Annotated in this window: 15 protein-coding genes; 8 read left to right on the forward strand and 7 right to left on the reverse strand. The window is 33.6% G+C overall.

Annotated features, from left to right (window positions below):
- The first annotated feature begins 74 nt into the window (after window positions 1-74).
- From CYAN10605_RS17015 to CYAN10605_RS17035, 5 genes are all read left to right on the forward strand, one after another.
- Window positions 75-875, forward strand: a complete 801-nt coding sequence (locus CYAN10605_RS17015; protein ID WP_015221182.1) for a phosphoadenosine phosphosulfate reductase family protein — start codon at window positions 75-77, stop codon at window positions 873-875.
- A 15-nt stretch (window positions 876-890) separates the two neighbouring features.
- Window positions 891-2,780 carry a hypothetical protein gene (locus CYAN10605_RS17020; RefSeq protein WP_015221183.1) on the forward strand — a complete coding sequence of 630 codons (1,890 nt, stop codon included), beginning with the start codon at window positions 891-893 and terminating at the stop codon, window positions 2,778-2,780.
- Window positions 2,771-4,480, forward strand: coding sequence for a methylation-associated defense system protein MAD7 family protein (locus CYAN10605_RS17025; RefSeq protein ID WP_015221184.1), 1,710 nt, complete (start codon window positions 2,771-2,773; stop codon window positions 4,478-4,480). The genes CYAN10605_RS17020 and CYAN10605_RS17025 overlap by 10 nt, the downstream gene beginning before the upstream one ends.
- A gap of 116 nt (window positions 4,481-4,596) precedes the next feature.
- Window positions 4,597-10,044 carry an FtsK/SpoIIIE domain-containing protein gene (locus tag CYAN10605_RS17030; protein WP_015221185.1) on the forward strand — a complete coding sequence of 1,816 codons (5,448 nt, stop codon included), beginning with the start codon at window positions 4,597-4,599 and terminating at the stop codon, window positions 10,042-10,044.
- Between the two features lie 3 nt (window positions 10,045-10,047).
- Window positions 10,048-10,281, forward strand: coding sequence for a hypothetical protein (locus CYAN10605_RS17035; protein ID WP_015221186.1), 234 nt, complete (start codon window positions 10,048-10,050; stop codon window positions 10,279-10,281).
- Here the strand turns inward: CYAN10605_RS17035 and vapC are convergent.
- Together vapC and CYAN10605_RS17045 are read right to left on the reverse strand one after the other, a co-directional pair.
- Window positions 10,258-10,653, reverse strand: coding sequence for a type II toxin-antitoxin system VapC family toxin (vapC, locus tag CYAN10605_RS17040; RefSeq protein ID WP_015221187.1), 396 nt, complete (start codon window positions 10,651-10,653; stop codon window positions 10,258-10,260). The genes CYAN10605_RS17035 and vapC overlap by 24 nt on opposite strands.
- A complete protein-coding gene (locus tag CYAN10605_RS17045) occupies window positions 10,640-10,852 on the reverse strand; it encodes a type II toxin-antitoxin system VapB family antitoxin (RefSeq protein WP_041922568.1) in 213 nt (70 codons plus the stop codon). Before CYAN10605_RS17045 ends, vapC begins: the two co-directional genes overlap by 14 nt.
- A 53-nt stretch (window positions 10,853-10,905) precedes the next feature.
- Here CYAN10605_RS17045 and CYAN10605_RS17050 point away from each other — a divergent pair, with 53 nt between their 5' ends.
- Window positions 10,906-12,072 carry a cysteine desulfurase family protein gene (locus CYAN10605_RS17050; protein WP_015221189.1) on the forward strand — a complete coding sequence of 389 codons (1,167 nt, stop codon included), beginning with the start codon at window positions 10,906-10,908 and terminating at the stop codon, window positions 12,070-12,072.
- Between the two features lie 117 nt (window positions 12,073-12,189).
- On the opposite strand, the gene aroA is transcribed toward CYAN10605_RS17050, so the two are convergent.
- The 5 genes from aroA to glgA all read right to left on the reverse strand — a co-directional run bounded on the left by aroA (window position 12,190) and on the right by glgA (window position 18,058).
- Window positions 12,190-13,518 (reverse strand): 3-phosphoshikimate 1-carboxyvinyltransferase, encoded by a 1,329-nt coding sequence (aroA, locus tag CYAN10605_RS17055; protein WP_015221190.1) that lies wholly within the window; start codon window positions 13,516-13,518, stop codon window positions 12,190-12,192.
- Between the two features lie 320 nt (window positions 13,519-13,838).
- Window positions 13,839-14,360 carry a ribosome recycling factor gene (gene frr / locus CYAN10605_RS17060; protein ID WP_041922993.1) on the reverse strand — a complete coding sequence of 174 codons (522 nt, stop codon included), beginning with the start codon at window positions 14,358-14,360 and terminating at the stop codon, window positions 13,839-13,841.
- A 16-nt stretch (window positions 14,361-14,376) separates the two neighbouring features.
- Window positions 14,377-15,099, reverse strand: coding sequence for a UMP kinase (pyrH, locus tag CYAN10605_RS17065; RefSeq protein WP_015221192.1), 723 nt, complete (start codon window positions 15,097-15,099; stop codon window positions 14,377-14,379).
- A 306-nt stretch (window positions 15,100-15,405) separates the two neighbouring features.
- A complete protein-coding gene (gene dapB / locus CYAN10605_RS17070) occupies window positions 15,406-16,233 on the reverse strand; it encodes a 4-hydroxy-tetrahydrodipicolinate reductase (protein WP_015221193.1) in 828 nt (275 codons plus the stop codon).
- Between the two features lie 322 nt (window positions 16,234-16,555).
- A complete protein-coding gene (gene glgA / locus CYAN10605_RS17075; RefSeq protein WP_015221194.1) occupies window positions 16,556-18,058 on the reverse strand; it encodes a glycogen synthase GlgA in 1,503 nt (500 codons plus the stop codon).
- Window positions 18,059-18,372: 314 nt separating this feature from the next.
- Between glgA and CYAN10605_RS17080 the strand changes: the two genes are divergently transcribed.
- Together CYAN10605_RS17080 and CYAN10605_RS17085 are read left to right on the forward strand one after the other, a co-directional pair.
- The gene (locus CYAN10605_RS17080; RefSeq protein ID WP_015221195.1) at window positions 18,373-18,972 is read left to right on the forward strand and encodes a hypothetical protein; all 600 of its coding nucleotides are present in this window, start codon (window positions 18,373-18,375) and stop codon (window positions 18,970-18,972) included.
- A complete protein-coding gene (locus CYAN10605_RS17085; protein WP_015221196.1) occupies window positions 18,965-19,633 on the forward strand; it encodes a DUF4335 domain-containing protein in 669 nt (222 codons plus the stop codon). Before CYAN10605_RS17080 ends, CYAN10605_RS17085 begins: the two co-directional genes overlap by 8 nt.
- Window positions 19,634-19,877: the final 244 nt, after the last annotated feature.

Genomic DNA, 19,877 nt, shown 5'->3' on the forward strand with positions numbered 1-19,877 from the left:
TCCCCAACTGGATTTCTCTCACCTCTGCTAGGATTATTAATATGTGAAATCAGTAATCAATTCAAGTATCTTTCATGACTGAGAAAAAAGTCAGACACGTTTTAGGATTAAGCGGTGGCAAGGATTCTACCGCCTTAGCAGTTTTGCTACATAAAGAAGTACCTGAGATGGAGTATTTTTTTTGTGATACGCATAAGGAACTACAGGAAACCTACGATTATCTCGATCGCATTCAAGCCCGTTTAGGCATTAAAATACATTATCTTAGCGAAAATAGGGGTTTTGATCATTGGTTGGCGATTCATGATGGTTTATTGCCTTCTGTGCAGATGCGTTGGTGTACGGTTAAAATGAAGATTAAGCCTTTTGAGGAGTTTGTCGGTGATGATGAGGCTATCAGCTATATTGGCATTCGTGCCGATGAGAATAGGGAGGGTTATATCTCTACAAAACCGAATATTAAACCCGTTTTTCCCTTCAAAGAGAGAGGTTTAGTTAAAGCTGATATTCTCCGACTTTTAGAGGAAAGTGGTATTGGTTTACCTGAATATTATAAATGGCGTAGTCGCTCTGGTTGTTTTTTCTGTTTCTTTCAGCGTAAATACGAATGGGTGATGTTGGCACAAAATCATCCTGATTTGTTTGCAAAAGCCGTGGAATACGAGTCTAATCATCAAGATGGGCGTACCTATACATGGAATCAGGGAGAAACCTTACTAGAGTTATTAGAGCGTAAAGATGAAATTATAGCAAATCATGAAAAGGCGATCGCACGAGAGCAGAAAAAAGCACCGAATCGCCCTCTAGCAGAGGCTTTAGAGTCTGTGTTGGATGATGATGATTCAACTTTGCCTTGTTTAGTTTGTAATTTATAAATAAAGAAAAATTTTATGGTTGTTTCACAAATAGAATCTAATTTAGAACGAACTTTTCATAAATCAAAATGGGTTGATTTCTTAAGACAGTATGGACCAATCCCTCGAAATGACAACATGTATGATGAAGTAATTCAGCGTAATTTAAAAACGAAAAAAATTGAGCCAATTATTTTTGAAACCGAATATCTTGATGAATTAATTAACAACTTTAAATCAACTTCTCCAAAATCAGTAATTCTAACAGGCACTGCGGGAGACGGCAAAACATTTTGTTGTAGAGAAGTTTGGGAAGCACTAGGTGGTGCGAGAGAAATTTGGGAACAAGATATAACAATTCGTCAATTAAACTTAGATAATCATAAATTGTATATTGTTAAGGATTTAAGTGAATTAAATAATGAAGATAAAATTAGAATACTGACTTTAATGGCAGATTCAATTATTAATTTTTCATCTGATCAAATATATTTAATTGCCGCTAATGATGGACAATTAATTGAAGCATGGGAACAAGCAGAAAATACAGATAATGTAATCAAAGTTCGCAAAATAATTGAAGAGTTATTGGTTAATGATCAACAAGAAGATTTGAATTATAATCTACGTTTTTACAATTTAAGTCGTTTAAATACAGCTAGAATGTTTACGAAAATTTTAGATGCTGTTATTAATCATTCTGGATGGCAAGAATGTCAAAAATGCTATTATCATAATCCTCCAAATTTAAATGAAAAATGTCCTATTTGGGAAAACAAAAAAAGACTAGAAGAAAAACATTGGAATAATATCTTGCGAGAAAGAATCATTGATTTATTACAATTAGTAGAATTAAATGGAATACACCTGCCTATTAGACAATTACTATTACTAATATCTAATATGTTATTAGGTCATCCAGAGGGAAAAGATAAGTTACTCAACTGTAAAATAGTACCTTTTATTGTTGATAATGATAAAAGTTATTTATCCAGTATTTATCATAATATTTTCGGTTTTAATTTATCCGAACGTAAAATAAATTCGATAGAAGTATTTAAAGTTTTAAATAGTTTTGGTATTGGTAAAGAAACAAGTAATCAAATAGATAATATTCTTATTTTTGGAAAGGATGATCCAGAAATTTCTCATTATTATCATAAATTTTTGAAAAATGATTCCTTTTATGGAACTTCAAAAAATTTTATAATAGGACAAAAAAGTTATTTAGAAGGAGACTTAATAGAAGAAAAAAATAACTTTTTAAAAATACTTATTTCTCAGAGACAAAGGCTATTTTTTATTATTGCTAAAGATGAAGAAGAAAACTTGAATTTTTGGAATTTAACTATTTTTCAATTTGCTGGAGAATATCTTAATAAAGTTTATAAAAAGTTAAAAAATAACGAAAAAGTTTCTCAAAATATTATTGGACGTTTAGCAAAAGGAATTAATAGAATTTTTACGGGAATGCTAGTCAATAATTTTAACGAAATAATTATAGCTACATCAGGAAGTTATTCTCAAGCTAAAATAAGCCAAGTTTATGAGGAATCTATCCCCGTAAGAAAAAATAGAGGTGAAGAAGTAACTATTGAGTTAGAAGAAAATCATAATATACCAACTTTAATTGTTTATTTATCGGTAATTCAAAATGATATTTATCCAATCAAATTAACGTTAAATTTAGCTAGATATGAATATTTAAGTAGGGTGGCTGAGGGGACTTTACCTAGTAGCTTTTCTCAAGAATATTATGAGGATATATTAGCTTTTAAAACTCAAATTTTACAAAAAGTTAAACTACGAAAAAAATGGGAAGGAGAAGAATTAGAAACAGATAATTCTCTTTTAATTAATTTATTAGAAATGAAAGATGATGGTAAAGCCCATCCTATTAATATGGAGGTTATGATATGTCGATAAAAATTTTACCTCGTCCTGATAAAAAACAGTTAGAACAATTCAAAATGTGGGTTGATGAAGCAATATGGGGACATCGACTTTATGATGAACAAACTCCTTGTTTGACTTTATTAGAATTTTTCGGGATTCTTCAATCTCAGTTAGAGTCGAATCAAGCTTTTCAAGAATCAGATCAGCAAAGAAATAAATTAAAATACTACTATTATCCACGTCTTTATATTCGTAATATTTTATTCAATAATCCTCATTTAGAAACGATCGCCTCTAACCCCATATTCAATGATAAAGAACGTTGGCAAGAATGGGAAAAAATAATAAAAGAAACAGCCGGGGGAATTGAAAATCCTGATTTTAGTTATTTACAAGAAAGATTCTCCTGTTTTTCTGATTTTGTCAGAATAGTTAATTTTTTTCAGGCAAATGCTATTGAAGGAGATAGTAATAAACGCTGGACTTCTAAATTTGTATTTCCGTATGGTCCAGACTCTTTATTTCCAGATCTTAGAGTGCAAGTAACAAAAGAAAAAACTAACGTATCTGTAGATAGACGTTTTTTCGGACGAACAGGAGAATTATTATATTTAATGTTATGTCGTAGTCATAAAGGAAAAGAACTTTTGACGGGACTGAAAAAGTTAGGAATAATTGCAGATTCAGAAGATAAAACACATCTTTCTAAATGGAATCATCTGATAAAAGCACTTCAAAATAAAGAAGATATAGAAAAGCATAAAGAAAGCGGTTCTCCTCCTTATCTTCCCTATTTACAACTACCTGAATATGAAGCTCTCGCAGATGATTGGTTAACAATTTTAAAATATGATTTACCTGACTACGATGCTATTCCTCATTTAGTTACTTTAACCGGACTTCATTTAATTATTTATCTTTTAACTAGGGCAAAAACAGTATTAGAAATTAAACAGATTTTTGAATTAAATAATGATTTTTTTCCGGATCAATCTACAAAATTAGATAATGAAAATCCTGAAAATATAGACATTAACTTTGATATAAATAAAAATTTTAAACTTAATCATCCTGTTACCTTTATCTTAGAAATAGTAGCTCCTAAAAAAACTGTTGTTCGAGATTTAGCTTCAGCTTCTTTTTTAGAAAATAATAATTTATCAATCACTGCTGTAGAAACTTATGTTCATAGCGTTAAAAATTCCGATGAGTGGCAAAAATATATTACTTCTAATAATGATTATGAAGGTGCTAAAGAATTTTTAGAAAATAAATTTCAAACATCGATTAATACCAATAAAGGTATCAGTATTAAATCTCAAATTCCCGATGAAATGCTTGAAGAATTTTGCGAAGAAGCTGTTAATCAACATAAGCAACACGTTGCTAATTGTCATCGAGTTTGGGGCAAAGAGATTGGTTTTATTTCTAGCCGTAGTAGTCGTAGAAATCGATATGCTCCTAATGATGCTTTTCTCAAAACTTTAGTTTTAGCAAATGTAGAACATCGTTTAGAATTTCAACAATTTTTAACTAAGTTATATGAAAAATATGGATTTATTATTGGAGATAAACAAGCTAAAAAATTTATTGAAAATGGAGAAGCTGATCAAGAAGCGTTTGCCTCTAATGCTGAACGTCTGGAACAACGTTTATCAAGTTTAGGCTTATTAAAAAGACTTAGTGATGCTTGTGCTTATGTTCAAAATCCTTTTGCAGTAAATTTGTGAATTTAAAGTTATAATTTTAAAATTTTTAACATTAGTTAATATTAAATTATCAAATTATTAATTTTGATTTTTGTACATAAATCTAAAAATTTATCAAATCTAAAAATTAACAGTAAATGAAAACATCAGAATTAATTGGAAAAGTTACTAATCAATTTTTAAAAAATTTTCTCCGAGAAGAAGAACAATCAGATGGGATTGCTCGTTTTTTATTGGATCGTTTAACATCAGAGCAAGTTGCTGAAATTTGCCGTGAAATACTGGCAGATCCTTATTCATCTACTCAAGTAGAAATCAAAATTCCAGAAACTTTAGTTGCTGATTTCTCTTTACCCCCAGAAATTATGACGAATGAAAGAACAGTTCATTTACGTCATGCTACTTGTGAAAAACCAGTTTTACTATTGGCGAACACTAACGATGATCAAGGTCAATCATTGCAAGATATTACTCGTATTGGTGCAATTGAATTAAAAGCTGAAAGTAATATTTGGACAGATGTAATTAGTCGTGATTTACCTATCTCTGAGACTCATTTAAAACACTTGGAAAAGGCTTTAAAAGGATTACAAAAAGCTATAAATTTAAGTTTAGAACAATTTGCAAAATATATAGCAGATACTCATTATCGAATTAGCCAAGAAAGTGAACCGTTAATTAATGCTTTAGGATGGGCGTTACCAGCACTAAAAATTCCTCGTGATTCTAATTATTTTGAAGCAATTCCTGAAAAAAATAGAGGACAGGCTAAATACTGGGAAAATTTATTTAAACAAGGTATTTCTAAGCGTGGTTGTTTTTTATTAAAACAAACATCTACATCTAAATCCATTGAAAAAAATGATTTACAAAATGCTTTTGAAAAAGTCAAAGATCAAATTCCGATTTCCGCTCATCAAATAATTGAGGAATTTATTAACAGTCCTTCAGAATGGGATGAAAAAAGTTTCGCCCTTGCTCAATGGGAATGGGAAAAAGATAATATTGATTCTTTATTTAATGGACTAAAAAAACAAAAAACGGATTTAGCTTCTTTGACAATACAATTTTTTGAAGATGAATATCCTGATGTTTTAACAGAAGCTGATGAAGATTATTTAAAAGCATTAAAAAAACGTTCTCAAACAAAAAACCCTAATGAAAGTGATGTAGAATTTTATGAAAATTATCGTCAAGAACTAGAAAAAAATCGTCAATTAAAATCTAAATGGGATAAATTTGTTTATGGGCAACCAGTAGAGTGTACTGATTTTTTAGTTGGTTTAATTCAAGCCTTTGAAAGATTATTTTGTCAATCAGAAATAAAAAGTAAACAGGAAAAATTAATTATTACTACTCAATATGGAAAAACAAAAAGTAAATGGTTAGGAATAAATACAGAGGTAGGATTATATTTTTGCACAAAATATCGGGGTATAGAACAATTGACAACCCCTAATATTATTTGGGAAACCGGTTGGTTATTTAACTATGATCAATTAATTGAAGAAACTAAACAAAAAGGTAAATATAAAGAAAATCAATCAATCGCTAAAACTGCGATAGAAATAAAGTTTTATGTCGAACTGGAATCTAATATTTCTGCAGGTAAGCCTAAAATTCAATTAATTTGGAAAGCGAATCCTAACGCTATTGGCATGGAATTAAGAAATGATTTAGAAAGATTAGGAGATGATAATAAATCGGCTTTTATTTTATCAGAAATTAGACAAGAATTAGTCAATAAAAAAGGTCGTTTACAAGGTATTTCTCTTTATGATATGGGGACAATAATGGCGGCTTTTGGACAAGATAGAGGTTCTTTAATTCCTAAATATCACACTAAATATGATTTAGCAAAAAACTTTATCAAAGAATTAAAAAAAGCCATTAAAGAAAATAGATTATCCTCAGATTCAGGCGACAAAATTAAACAAGCATGGGAACTTTTTAGTCAAACTTATAAACAAGCATTAAAACAATTAATTACACAAGAAGGTTTTGCTAGTCCTTTACTATTAGAACAGGCTTATAAATATCAACAATTATTGGAAATATTATTAAAATATGCAAAAGGAGATCAGAATAGAATAAATCTTTATCAACCTTTATTAAGGTTAGGTTCTATTACTGTTACTGGTAAAAATCCTGCGGTAATTGTTGCTCCTTGGCATCCTCTTAGGTTAGGTGCGATCGCCGTAAAATTCCGTCAAGTATCAGGTTTATTAAAGTATATTTTAGATAATGAACAAGTCCAATTTGGTGATTCTCGTCTTTTCTTTGCAGATATAATCAAAGAATTAAATCATCCTTATTACCCAGAAGTGGCTATTGGTTATAAAGGTTCACAACCGGTGTTACTAAATCTTACGGATACCGCTAACGATTATAGTTTATTAGAACAGCCTATATGGGAAACAAAAAACCAAACAACGAATGAAGATCCTTTAGAAGCAGCGACAAAATTAGTTAAATTAGTGCAAAGATATGTAGAATTATTACCCCATGAAAAAACAAATCTTACCCTAATTCTTTATCAATGCGACTCTATTAAACTACCATTAGCAGTAATTAATCAATTAGCTAAATTACAAGAAGATCAAGAAGAATACCGTTGTCATGTAATTCTTCGACATCAGGAATCAAAAAAACTAAATCGCCTGTATGAACAAATGATTGAAAATACAGACGCAGATCCTGATGCTTTTATTGCCAGTGAGGTTTCACAAGATTTTATGGCTAAACTTCGTATTAGTGTCACCTCTGATTCTATTCCTGTTCAAAGTCAAAAAGAAGGAAAGTATGCAGACATAGTATTTTTACAAGATGTAATTTCTCGACAAGCAGAAATTGTCTGGGAATCTTCTCCTGACGAACAAATAACTGATGAGTTACTCTATCATGTTCCTCCTCGGTGGTCTCGAAAACGTCCTGCGGCTAAAGATGAATTAAAATCTACAGTATATTTAGTTAGCCCTAATCAGCCCGAAGTAGGTAAAATTTATCTAAACATGATTTATAGCATTATCAAGGCTAAAGATTTAGGGAGTAATGAATATTTCCTTCCGGCAAGACAAATATCTTTTCAAAATAACACTACTCAGACAATTTTTGCAGATATTCATCGGTTAGGGGAATGGGTGGTAAATTATGATGATTTATTAGATCGGAGACAGTTACTTAATCAGGGAGTTCAAGTCATTCGTTATCAACAACATCGCACAGATGAACGTAATTTTTTAGTGTCTTCTCAGGCTTCCTTAAATTTATTACAAGTATTAGTCAAACGCCGTTTAGAATCATTAAATTTAGAACTTAGTGAGGAAGAATTAAAATCACTATCTCAACGGTTGATTGATGATGCTAATGGAATCTCAGGAGATATTGTTTTAAGGGCGGCTAAATGTGGTATTTTTGCTAGTGAACTTATCGGGGTTGTTTTAAGTAAAGCCTTGATTCGTTCTCAATTACCTCAAAATGAACCAATAGGATGGTATTTTTTAGATGATTATGCTAATTGGCTTGGACAAAAGGAAGGATCGATCGCTGATATTTTAGTTATTTCTCCTCAAATAATCAATGGTCAACCTATCTTAAAATTAATTATTTCGGAAGCTAAATATGTTAAAGCCAATGGAGTTAGTGAAGCAAGAAAAACATCACAAAAACAACTTAGAGAAACCGTAGAAAGAATTAGTAGTGCATTATTTATTAATCCTAGTCGATTGGACAGAGATTTATGGTTATCTCGTTTAGGTGATTTGTTACTTGAGGGAATAGAATTTAGTCCTAATGCAGAAATTTCTCTGGAAAAATGGCGAGATAGCATTCGTTTTGGTAGAGTACAAATTGATTTATTAGGTTACTCTCACGTTTTTGCTTCCAGTTCTAGTGACAATGACAGTCATGAACAAATTATTATTCCTAAAGTAAACAATTGTTTTCAGGAAGTTTTTAATCATGATGATGTCCGTCAATTAATTCTGGCATATCAGCGTGGAGAATCATTTTTAAATATCAGAGAAAAATTGGGAGATGAAAAGCCTTGGTTTGTATCGAGTCCTCAATTTCCAGCCCCTCGAATTATTTGGGTAAATCATTTTTCTCAAGAATTTCATAAAGATAATTTTTCAAATAGCATAAATAATACTGACTATCAAATAGAAACAAAAGATGAAAATAGTTTAAGTGAAAATAATAGTTATTCTTCAGAATTACAAAAAAACACATATTCAAAAAATAATAATTCTTTCTCCCATCAAATTGACGATAATCTTATTAAAGAAAATAATAATATCACTTTAACTAAAACATCAAATAATAATGAAATTAAGGAAATTTATCCTAATCAAATTGACAAACAAATTAATAAACAGGTCATTGATTTAGCGTCATCTAATAGTAATTGGAGAAAACCAAACTTAAACAATTGGTTAAATCAAAATCAAAAATCTCAAACTTTGAATAACGAAGAACAAGAATGGTTAAATCAAGTAGTTAATTCTCTCCGTCAAGCCTTATTAAGTTATGATTTACAAGCCAAAGTTTTAGAACAAAGGTTAACTCCTAATGCCGCATTAATTCAATTTCAAGGCTCAGATCGTCTTAATATTTCTGATATTGAACGTCGTCGCTCTCAATTACTTACTACTCATGGTTTAAATGTTATTAACGTTTCTGCACAACCTAGTAAAATTGTTGTAGAGATCGCCCGTCCTCAAAGACAGATTATTTCTTTACAAGAAGTTTGGCAAAAAAGAAAAATCAATTATAAATATCCTCAAGTTAATTTAAGTTTAATTATTGGAGTTAAAGAAATTGATGGGGAAATACTTTATCTCAATCTAGCCAGTGAATTTGAAAACTTACAACATCATGCACCACACACTCTAATTGCTGGAACAACTGGAAGTGGAAAGTCGGTTTTGTTAAGGAATTTATTAGTGGATGTTTGTGCAACTAATTCCCCTAAATTTTTGCATATTTATCTGATTGATGCTAAACAAGGTACAGATTATTTTCCCTTAGAAAACTTACCACATTTACAACAAGGACTTATTGTTGAACAGAATCATGCGATCGAGGTTTTTGAAGAAATAGTATCAGAAATGGAAAAAAGATATGTTCTTTTTAGACAAGAAAAAGTTAATAATTTATTTGCTTATAACCAAAAAGTAATAAAAGAAAAACAATTACCAGTTTTATTAGTTGTCCATGATGAATTTGCTGATTGGATGTTAGTAGATGAATATAAAGATGCTGTTTCGAGTGCTGTGCAACGTCTAGGAGTAAAAGCAAGGGCTGCGGGAATTCATCTAATTTTTGCAGCACAACGTCCCGATAATCAGGTATTTCCAATGCAATTACGAGATAATTTAGGTAATCGTTTAATTTTAAGAGTTGAAAGTCAAGGAACTTCTGAATTTTCTTTAGGACAAAAAGGAGCAGAAAATTTATTAGGAAAAGGACATCTAGTTGGTAGATTATCAGGAGAAATGGATTTAATTTATGCTCAAGTTCCTTTTTTATCAGAAGATGATTTTGCCATTGTTTGTGAAACGATTGCTAAAGATTGTGAGGTCTAAAAAATGACGTTTTCCAATACGATATTATCTGAATCTATCTACCTAGATTATCACGCTACTACCCCCGTCGATCGACGTGTTGCGGAAAAAGTGTATGATTATATGGTGAATAACTTTGGCAACAGTAGCAGTATAGATCATATTTTTGACAATCAAGCCACTAAAAAAATTAAGCAATCTTTAGTTAATTTCATTTTTCATCTTAATTTCTTGTTAAGAAAAAATAATTGTTTGTAAATCCCTTACTTTTTTAATAGTTTCAAAGTCTTTATCATTATGAATTAAAATTAAATTATAACTGATAGCTAGTTGAGCAATGCAACAATCAATGGTACTTCTAACTGTTAAACCCTTACGTCTTAAATCATAGAAAATACGAGCAGATTTAATCAATATAGAACTATTTTCTGTCAGATAATCTTGATCATCCAAATAAATTTCCAATAGTTGCCATTCTTTTTCATCTTTAGCACCCTGTAATAATTCCATTTGGATAAAATGACTCAAAAAGAAAGGATTATCTTGAATAATATTTTCTAAATTTTTTCTTTTAATTCCCGTTTTATCTCGAAAAATATTAACCAAAACAGAAGTATCAATTAGATACATTTTTGTTATTTCTTAACTCCTTATAATTATAGTCTTCTCTAAATTCAATTTTTCCACTTAAATCTAATAAATTCAGTTTTTTTCGACTACGAATTAACTCTTTTAAAGCCATATTTACTAATTCTTTTTTTGTTCTCACATTAGTTAAACGGAAGGCTTCCTCTAGTAAACTATCATCAAGATCAATATTTGTTCTCATTTTCTTGTGTAAAATGTGTAAATACAGAAACATTATACACTCAATAATTTTTAATGTCTAATCCCATCTACCTAGATTATCACTCCACAACCCCCGTCGATCGCCGTGTTGCCCAAAAAGTGTATGATTATATGGTGCATAATTTTGGCAATAGTAGCAGTATAGATCATATTTTTGGCGATCGCACCCAAGAAGCCATCAAAAAAGCAAAACGACAGATAGCTGATTTAATTAATTCATCTCCCCAAGAAATTATTTTCACATCAGGCACAACAGAAAGCATTAACCTAGTGATTCAAGGTTTACAACCATCTCGCATTATCATTTCACCAGTAGAGCATAAAGCGGTTATTGATACCTGTCAAGCAATGGCAAAGAAGGGATTAGCCGAAATTATCTGGTTAAAGGTGGATAAAAAAGCTCGAATTGACTTCAATCATCTGGAAAAAGTATGTAGTCAGGGGGCGGATTTACTGTGTATCATGGGTGCGAATAATGAGGTTGGGAATATCTATCCCATTGAAGAAATCGGTAAAATCGCTCAAAAATATCATATACCCTTTCTTTGCGATGGTTCTCAGGCGGTGGGCAAAATTCCCGTTAATTTTGAAGATTGGGGTATCACTTTTTTAACTATCTCTGGTCATAAATTATACGCCCCAAAGGGTATCGGTGCATTAGTTATCAGAAAAGGTTATCGTTTACAACCCCTCATTTATGGCGGTGGACATCAAAACGGCATTAGATCAGGTACATTAAATGTATCAGGGATAGTGGGATTGGGAGAGGCTTGTTATTTACGACAGTTAGAAATGCAAGAAGATGAAAGCGCGATCGCTCTTAAACGAAATCATCTACAATCATTATTACAAAGTAAAATCCCTCAATTAGTCGTCAACGGAGACACAGAAAATCGACTAGCGGGGAATCTACATATATCTATTCCTAATGTGCCAAATAGTGCCATTATTGCTCGAATCAGGCATCAATTAGCCATTTCTACTGGCTCGGCTTGTAGTAGTGCCACCGTTTCCCCTTCTCACGTTTTAAGAGCGATGAATTTATCTGATGATTTAATCGAAGGTGCGTTGAGAATCGGAGTAGGAAAATTCACTAGGGATATAGAAATAGAAAAAAGCGCAGACATTATAACCAATGCCGTCGAAAAAATTTTCCAGTTAACAAGCATCTATGATGCGGATAAATTTACTCGCATTTAACAAAAATAGAAAGTACCGAGAAATAGTGGAGGATAACTATGAGATTAGCCCCCAAATTGTCGTGTTTACGGTGTGGGGCTTTTGCCCGAAGAAGCTAAAGCACTTTTTCGGCAAACTCTAATTAAATATTTCTTTCAAAGTATCAACAAAAGTAGGATAAGAAATTGAGATTGCTTCAGCACGATTAATAGTTGTATTTCCTTTTGCATTCAAAGCGGCGATCGCAAGACTCATAGCAATACGATGATCAGTATAACTGTCAACTTCCGCTCCTCGTAAAGGATTTCCCCCCGTAATTTCTAAACCGTCGGGTAATTCGGTGATTTTTGCCCCCATTTTACCCAATTCTAACGCCATTACTGCAAGGCGATCGCTCTCTTTTACCCTCAATTCTTCTGCATCTTTAATAATAGTTGTGCCTTCTGCAAAACAAGCCGCTACCGCAAGAATAGGAATTTCATCGATTAAGCGGGGAATAATCGCCCCTGAAAGGGTACAGGCTTTTAATTGGCTCGTTTTTACTTGTAAATCAGCCACCGGCTCACCGGCGGTCTCTCTTTCGTTGATAATGGTAATATCCGCCCCCATCATCTCCAAGGCTTCTAATATACCCGTACGAGTGGGATTAATGCCCACATTAGTAATGGTTAATTCCGAATCAGGGGTAATCGCCCCAGCTACTAACCAAAATGCGGCAGAACTAATATCTCCCGGTACTATAACTGTTTGTCCTTGTAAGGGTGTACCCCCCTCAATGGTAACGCTATTGGTATCTTGATCAATCTCCAATTTACCGCCAAAAGCGTGTAACATTCTTTCACTATGATCTCTTGATAAAGCAGGTTCTGTGACGGTGGTTTTGCCTTCACTCATCAACCCTGCTAACAGAATACAGGATTTAACTTGAGCCGAAGCAATAGGGGAATGGTAGTGAATGGGTTTTAAATTTTGCCCAACCACTGCTAAAGGGGCGTTTTGATGATTATTTCTACCGTAAATGATTGCTCCCATTTCTTGCAAAGGCTTGATTACTCTTGACATGGGGCGAGTTTTGAGAGAATCATCCCCCGTCACACTAAAAAACTTTCCAGATTGGGCGGCTAATAATCCCAACATTAAACGCATGGTAGTGCCTGAGTTTCCAGCGTCTAAAACATCGAAAGGCTCTTGTAATCCTTTTTCTCCTACTCCGATAACTCTTACTTCTTCGCTATTTAATTCTGATATTTTTGCCCCCATTGCTTGAAAACATTTGGCTGTACTACGGGGATCTTCTCCTAATAACAATCCTTTAATTATGGTTTCTCCAGATGCGATCGCACCTAGCATTAAAGCCCGATGAGAAATAGACTTATCTCCGGGGATAGTAATATTACCTTGTAGAGATTGAGCTTGATGAGAAATTACTAACTGACTTGAATTTTGGTTATGAGTAAGGTTAATCACAAGTTATAAGAGAAAATAGCCATTCAACAGAAAGTTATCTTATCACATTTCTACAACAAAAATTTCTAGGTTTTAGGTATCAAGTAGCAAGTTTGATGGTTTAATTTTTTGAACATTTAAGGGAATATTTGAGTCTGATTCCGATGTATTTTGACTAGAAGAGGGAGTAACAAAAAAACCCATAAACAGGAAATTAATAACTATTAACGGAAAAATTCGACTGCATCTTATCTTATTCATAATCTGATAGAAATATAATTCAAAAGGCTTTCCCCGCTCCCCTCCTTTTAAAAACTCCGAACTCCGAACTCCGAACTGGTTTAAATATTAGTTAGCTCTTTCTCTTTAACTTTTAATATATCATCAATTTTTGCGGTATATTTGTCAGTAACTTTTTGAATTTCGTCTTGTAAATCTCTCGATTCATCCTCAGAAATTTCACTAGCTTTTTCTTGTTTTCTGACTTTATCGATCGCATCTCGGCGAATATTACGAATAGCTACTTTACCTTCTTCTGCGTACTTAGAAGCTATTTTAACAAACTCCTGACGACGCTCTGCGGTTAAAGGGGGAATATTCAAGCGAATAATTTGCCCGTCATTATTGGGAGTTAAACCAATATCAGACATAGAAATAGCTTTTTCTAACAGAGAAATACTACCCTTATCAAAAGGTTGAATCATTAAAGTGGTAGCATCAGGGGTACTAATATTTGCCAGAGATTTTAAGGGAGTTTCCGCCCCATAATAATCCACCATAATTTTATCCAACAAACTGGCATTAGCACGACCAGTACGGATAGTATTTAAGTCTTGCTGTGTTTTTTCAACACTTTTGAGCATTAAATTTTGAATTTCATCAATTAACGTCACAGAAACCTCCTACAATAGTTCCTACTTTTTCTCCTTTTACTGCACGGATTATATTACCACGCTCGAAAAGATTAAAAACAACAATGGGAATATTATTTTCTTTACAAAGTGCGATCGCAGTTCCATCCATAACTCGTAAATCGTTGGTTAAAACATGATTATAGTTTAAACTTTCATAACGACGAGCATTAGGATTAGTTACAGGATCACTGTCATAAACTCCATCAACTTTAGTGGCTTTGAAAATGACTTGAGCATCAATTTCCGCCGCCCGAAGTGCCGCAGTGGTGTCAGTGGTAAAAAAAGGATTACCCGAACCTGCACCGAAAATAACCACCCTACCTAATTCTAAATGACGAATGGCTCTTCTCCTAATATAAGGTTCAGCAACCTCCTGCATGGCGATCGCAGTTTGTACCCTAGTAGGAACATTCATTCTTTCTAAAGCATCCTGCAAAGTCATCGCATTCATTACGGTGGCAATCATACCTACATAATCGGCTGTGGCACGATCCATACCCTTAGCAGAAGCCTGAACTCCCCTAAAAATATTACCACCCCCAACTACGATCGCCACTTGGACATTTTGAGCCACAACTTGAGCAATATCCTCAGCGATTTCGGCAACAACTTTGGGATCGATGCCGTAGCCTAAATTTCCCATTAAGGCTTCACCGCTTAATTTTAATAAAATCCGTTGGTAAGTCATTCCTCGGTTGCCTTCATATTCGATAAATTTTCTTCAGTTAAGATACCAGTTTTTGACTACCATAAATTAGTTTTTTTTATTAACTGATGTTACGCAAAAAGATAATTAGTTGTTGTTTTTAGGTGTCAGGTGTCGGGTGTCAGGTGTCAGGTCTAAAATCAAAAAAATTCACCCTTTTTTCTTTTGACTTAGTTTTTCTATTGTTTTCTGAAACCTCTTTAACTTAACACATGAACAAGTGCGTAAGGTCAGTTATTAACTATGGCTTACGGGAATTCAATACTATAATTAATTCACTATGGGTAACTACAGAATTTTCTCTAAACCATAAACAAGGGTTTTTAACTCAACGATTTTGCGAATAGATAGTAAAACCCCCGGCATATAACAGGAGCGATCGCTTGTATCATGACGTAAGGTATAAATTTGTCCTTGAGCACCAAAGATAATTTCCTGATGGGCAATTAAACCGGGTAGGCGCACACTATGGATACGAATATTATCACCGCAAATACTACCTCTAGCCCCTTTTAGGTTTTCTGTTTCTTCCACTAACTGAGGATTATAGGTTTTACCTAAATCAGATAACATTTCTGCGGTTTTTATGGCTGTGCCACTGGGAGCATCTGCTTTTTGGTTGTGATGCAGTTCAATGATTTCTACATGGTCAAAATATTGGGCGGCTTGGATGGCGGCTTGTTGCATCAACACGATACCAATGGAAAAATTGGGAATGATTAAAACTCCTGTGGATGCTTTTTCGGCAAATTCTGCTAAGTCTTTAATTTGCTCAGGGGATAAACCCGTAGTACCCACTACAGGACGTATGCCATATGCGATCGCACTTCTAATGTTGTCATAAATACAATCGGGGTGAGTAAAATCCACCATTACCCCTTGAATTTTGTGCTGAGTAGCTAAAACTAAGACACTTTCCAAGTCATCAACGATAGGAACTTCTAAAGCACCACAACCAGCTACTTCTCCCACATCTTTACCAATAACAGCTTGATTGCGATCAATTGCACCTACTAACATCATATCAGGAGCATTCTTCACGGCTTTGATAACTTCTTTTCCCATTTTTCCTGCTGCACCATTTACTACTACAGGAATTAAATTTTCTTGATTCATCGTGAAATAAAATAAGTAATCAGTAACTAAAATAATGCGAAGGCAAAGGGCAAAACCCCCTTTATCCTCAGGGCTGTTTCATTTTCGAGAAAGAAAAAAGAGCGAGAGATAGGGGGAGAGGGAGATGGGGGGATTTTTGTTCATAAAGTTTTAACTAATAGAAAAAAATCCTTGTATCTCTTACTCTTACTTAATCTCAGTTAACCTAATTTTTTACTTTGAAACAGCCCTGCCCTTTATCCTCCCTCGAGAGGGGGGAGGGCAAAAGTCTTTAATTAATACTAACCCTAACAGCCCAATACCCGAACTCCTAACTCCTAACTCATTTCCCCTCATCCTCCACAACTTCTTCTTTATGGCGAATTTTGTCATAGAGGTCAATATATTCTTGTCCAGAGCGTTTCCAAGAATAATCATATTTCATCCCTTGCTTTTGCAGTTTTTGGAACTCTAAGGGATAATGATGCCACAAACCGATCGCTCTTTCTAGGGCGGATTCTAAGGCCGGACGGTCATTTTGATAAAATACATAACCGTTTCTTTCTTCTTCTTCATGAAATTGATCGTAGTCCTTATCAAAAACGGTATCGACTAAACCACCCACTCCACGCACCACAGGCACAGTACCATATCTTAGCCCAATCATTTGAGTTAAGCCACAAGGCTCAAAACTACTGGGGACAACAATCATATCAGCACCAGCATAGATTAAGTGGGCTAAATCTTCATCAAAACCTAACTCTAGGTGACAGTCAGGGCTATCATTTAGATTATGTTTTTCTCGCCAAAAATGTTCGTTGATTTCTCTCCCCGTGGGTGAACCAAGGAGAACAAACTGAGCATTATTGCGCAGGCAGTAGTAAATGGAATGATGTACTAATTCTACCCCTTTTTGTTGGTCTAATCTTCCGATAAAGGCAACTATGGGCTTTTTCTCATCTCTGAGTAAGAGGCGATCGCGCAGAGCCTTTTTATTTTTTAATTTGCCACTGAGGTCATCAATACTAAAATGATGAGGAACATGAGTGTCTTCTTCTGGATTCCATGTTTTATAGTCAATGCCGTTTAGGATGCCATTAAATTTACTCTGATGAACATCTAATGTATGACCCAAACCATAACTTACGTCAGTATATCTAGCTTCCCAAGCATGGTGAGGAGAAACCGTATTGACGTGATTAGAATAAACTATTCCCCCTTTCATCAAATTGAGTCCAAAAGGATTAAAATTATCACGGAGGCGATCGTAACTAAAGAAATGAGGTTCATTATTAAGACGAGTTGCCCATAAAATATCTTTTCCAGCAACCCCTTGATGTTTGAAATTATGAATAGTGAAGCAAACCCTTACATCGCCCATTCCCAACCAGCTATATTGTTCAAATAGCATTACAGGCACTAAACCCGTTTGCCAATCGTGACAGTGAATGATGTCTGGACGTTTACCAGTGGCTAACAAAAACTCTAAAGCCGCTTTTGAGAAGAAGGTAAAGCGCATATAATCATCATTGTTGCCATAATAACAACCTCGATTGAAAAAATTGTCATTAGAGTGAGGTTGAATAAAGAAACACTGCAACCCATCAACCCAGCCACAATAAACAGAAGTATGTATTGTACCACCATACCAGGGTACATTCAAATGTTCATAGGCAATGTGTAAATTCCAAATCTTATCATATTTCAAGCAGTCATACATAGGTAATATAACCTCTAATGTATGATTACGCCTTTCAATATCTCGACTCAAGCCATAAACGACATCACCAAGCCCTCCTGCTTTGATTACAGGTGCGCATTCTGAAGCAATTTGAACAATATACATAGAAAGCTGTTACCCTTCTTCGTTGTCTTTAGATTGATTCTTGTTATATCAGAACTTCGTAACTTTGTAAATTAAAAGATTAGTCATGACAAGGAATTAACGCTAACAGATTAAGGATGAATCGTTATTTAGATAAAAATATATTTAACTTAATGTCGAAAGAAGTCCCACGCCTAGTTTTCTAAGCAAAAAGACAACTAAACAGGCGATGGGAGTAAGTCACGAGTCATCTATGAGAAAATTTCATGTTTATAATTAAGTGAGCATATTCGCAAAAATTTTAGCTTGAGGAAAAATAGGACTTGATAAAATAAATGAAATTAAAATACAGTTTTCTTCTTAAATTCATCTTTATATTCATTAGTGGAATATGGTTTTATACTCCCCAGATATTAGCCACAGAAGATAAAGAAATAAAATCTTATAGTGTATTGGAGAAGTGTAATAATAACTGGGAAAATTTAACAAAGTCTTTAACAAAAGATGTTGCTGATTATGGTAATAGGATTATTCAAAGCTCAAGAATTTATCCTAATTTAGATAATTTTTTGCCCACCTATATTGTGACTGCTAGTATTCCTGATACTCAATCTTTACCTTTAAATAATTTTGCTAGTGAAGATTTTTATATGTCAGAAAATCAGGAGACAAAACAATTATTTTTTACCACTTTGGAAAGACAATATTCTAGTAATAATCGCATTATTGAAGCTCAAAATTTCCATTGGCTAATTTTCACATTTACTCCCCAAGGATGGCAATTAGTCAAGGCGATAACGAGATTTGGCTACCCTCAACCGGAAGGAGATTTTTCTGTTTCCCCTCCCCGTGATACAACTAACGGTATAATTGGACAGGCTGTGAATTTATGGTTAAGAGATTGTCAACATTTAAGATTAATAGATTATGAGTAGTTCGATCGAGCGTCAGTATATGTCTCCTAATTGTGTTTTATCTTTACAAGGTTTCAGTGAGGAGAGTGATAATCAAGAAGCAATATCAGTAATGTCGGTGCTAACTCTGGCGAAATGTCAAATTATAGGTAATTCAACGACTTTACAAGGAGGATTAACTTTTTTAGAACATTTGCTTCACGCAGTTAGTAGTTATACTCATGATTTATTAAGTGGTTTAAATCATCCTGTTGAGTCTAAAGATAAAAATGATTATATCTATTTAACCAACCTTGAGGACAAAAAGCGCCATTTATTGATATGGCAGAAAGAAAAAGGTCAGACAGATGATCAACTAGAATTAGAATTAACAACTGTACAACTTTTTGATTTGTTAGATGCTTTGGATCAACTCTATCAAGACCCTTTAACTTTACCCCAGTTAAAAGATGAAATAAAACCCTTATCTCGTCGTCACCGTCAAGCAGAGGTTTCTTTTGTGGAACAATCTACCCCCGCAACCCTTGGCTTTGTTGGTTTTACCTTAGCTGCGATCGCACTTTTCTTCATTCCTAATCCCAATAATATAAAAGACCCTAATCAAGAACCTCAACCTGCAAGAGAAACAAATCAACAAGTAATTCCCGTGGAAACCCCCTCTAAACCGAATGAAAATGAGTAACAAATAATTTAGAGAGATGAGAGTTAGAGGTTAAGAGGAGGAGGTAGGGGCGAATGGCCATTCGCCCCTAAAGGCGTTCGGAGTTTTTAATTTTTAACCTGAGTTTTGGATAAGCTGAAAGCATCCCAACTCGTAGTCAGAAAACCTTATAGCTTCTTAGAAATAACGATAAAATTGCCTTAATCCGAACTGACGTTAAATAGTTAAAAATTAAGAATTAAGAATTAAGAATTAAGAATGAAAA

Source organism: Cyanobacterium aponinum PCC 10605 (genome assembly GCF_000317675.1).
Taxonomy (GTDB): Bacteria; Cyanobacteriota; Cyanobacteriia; order Cyanobacteriales; family Cyanobacteriaceae; genus PCC-10605.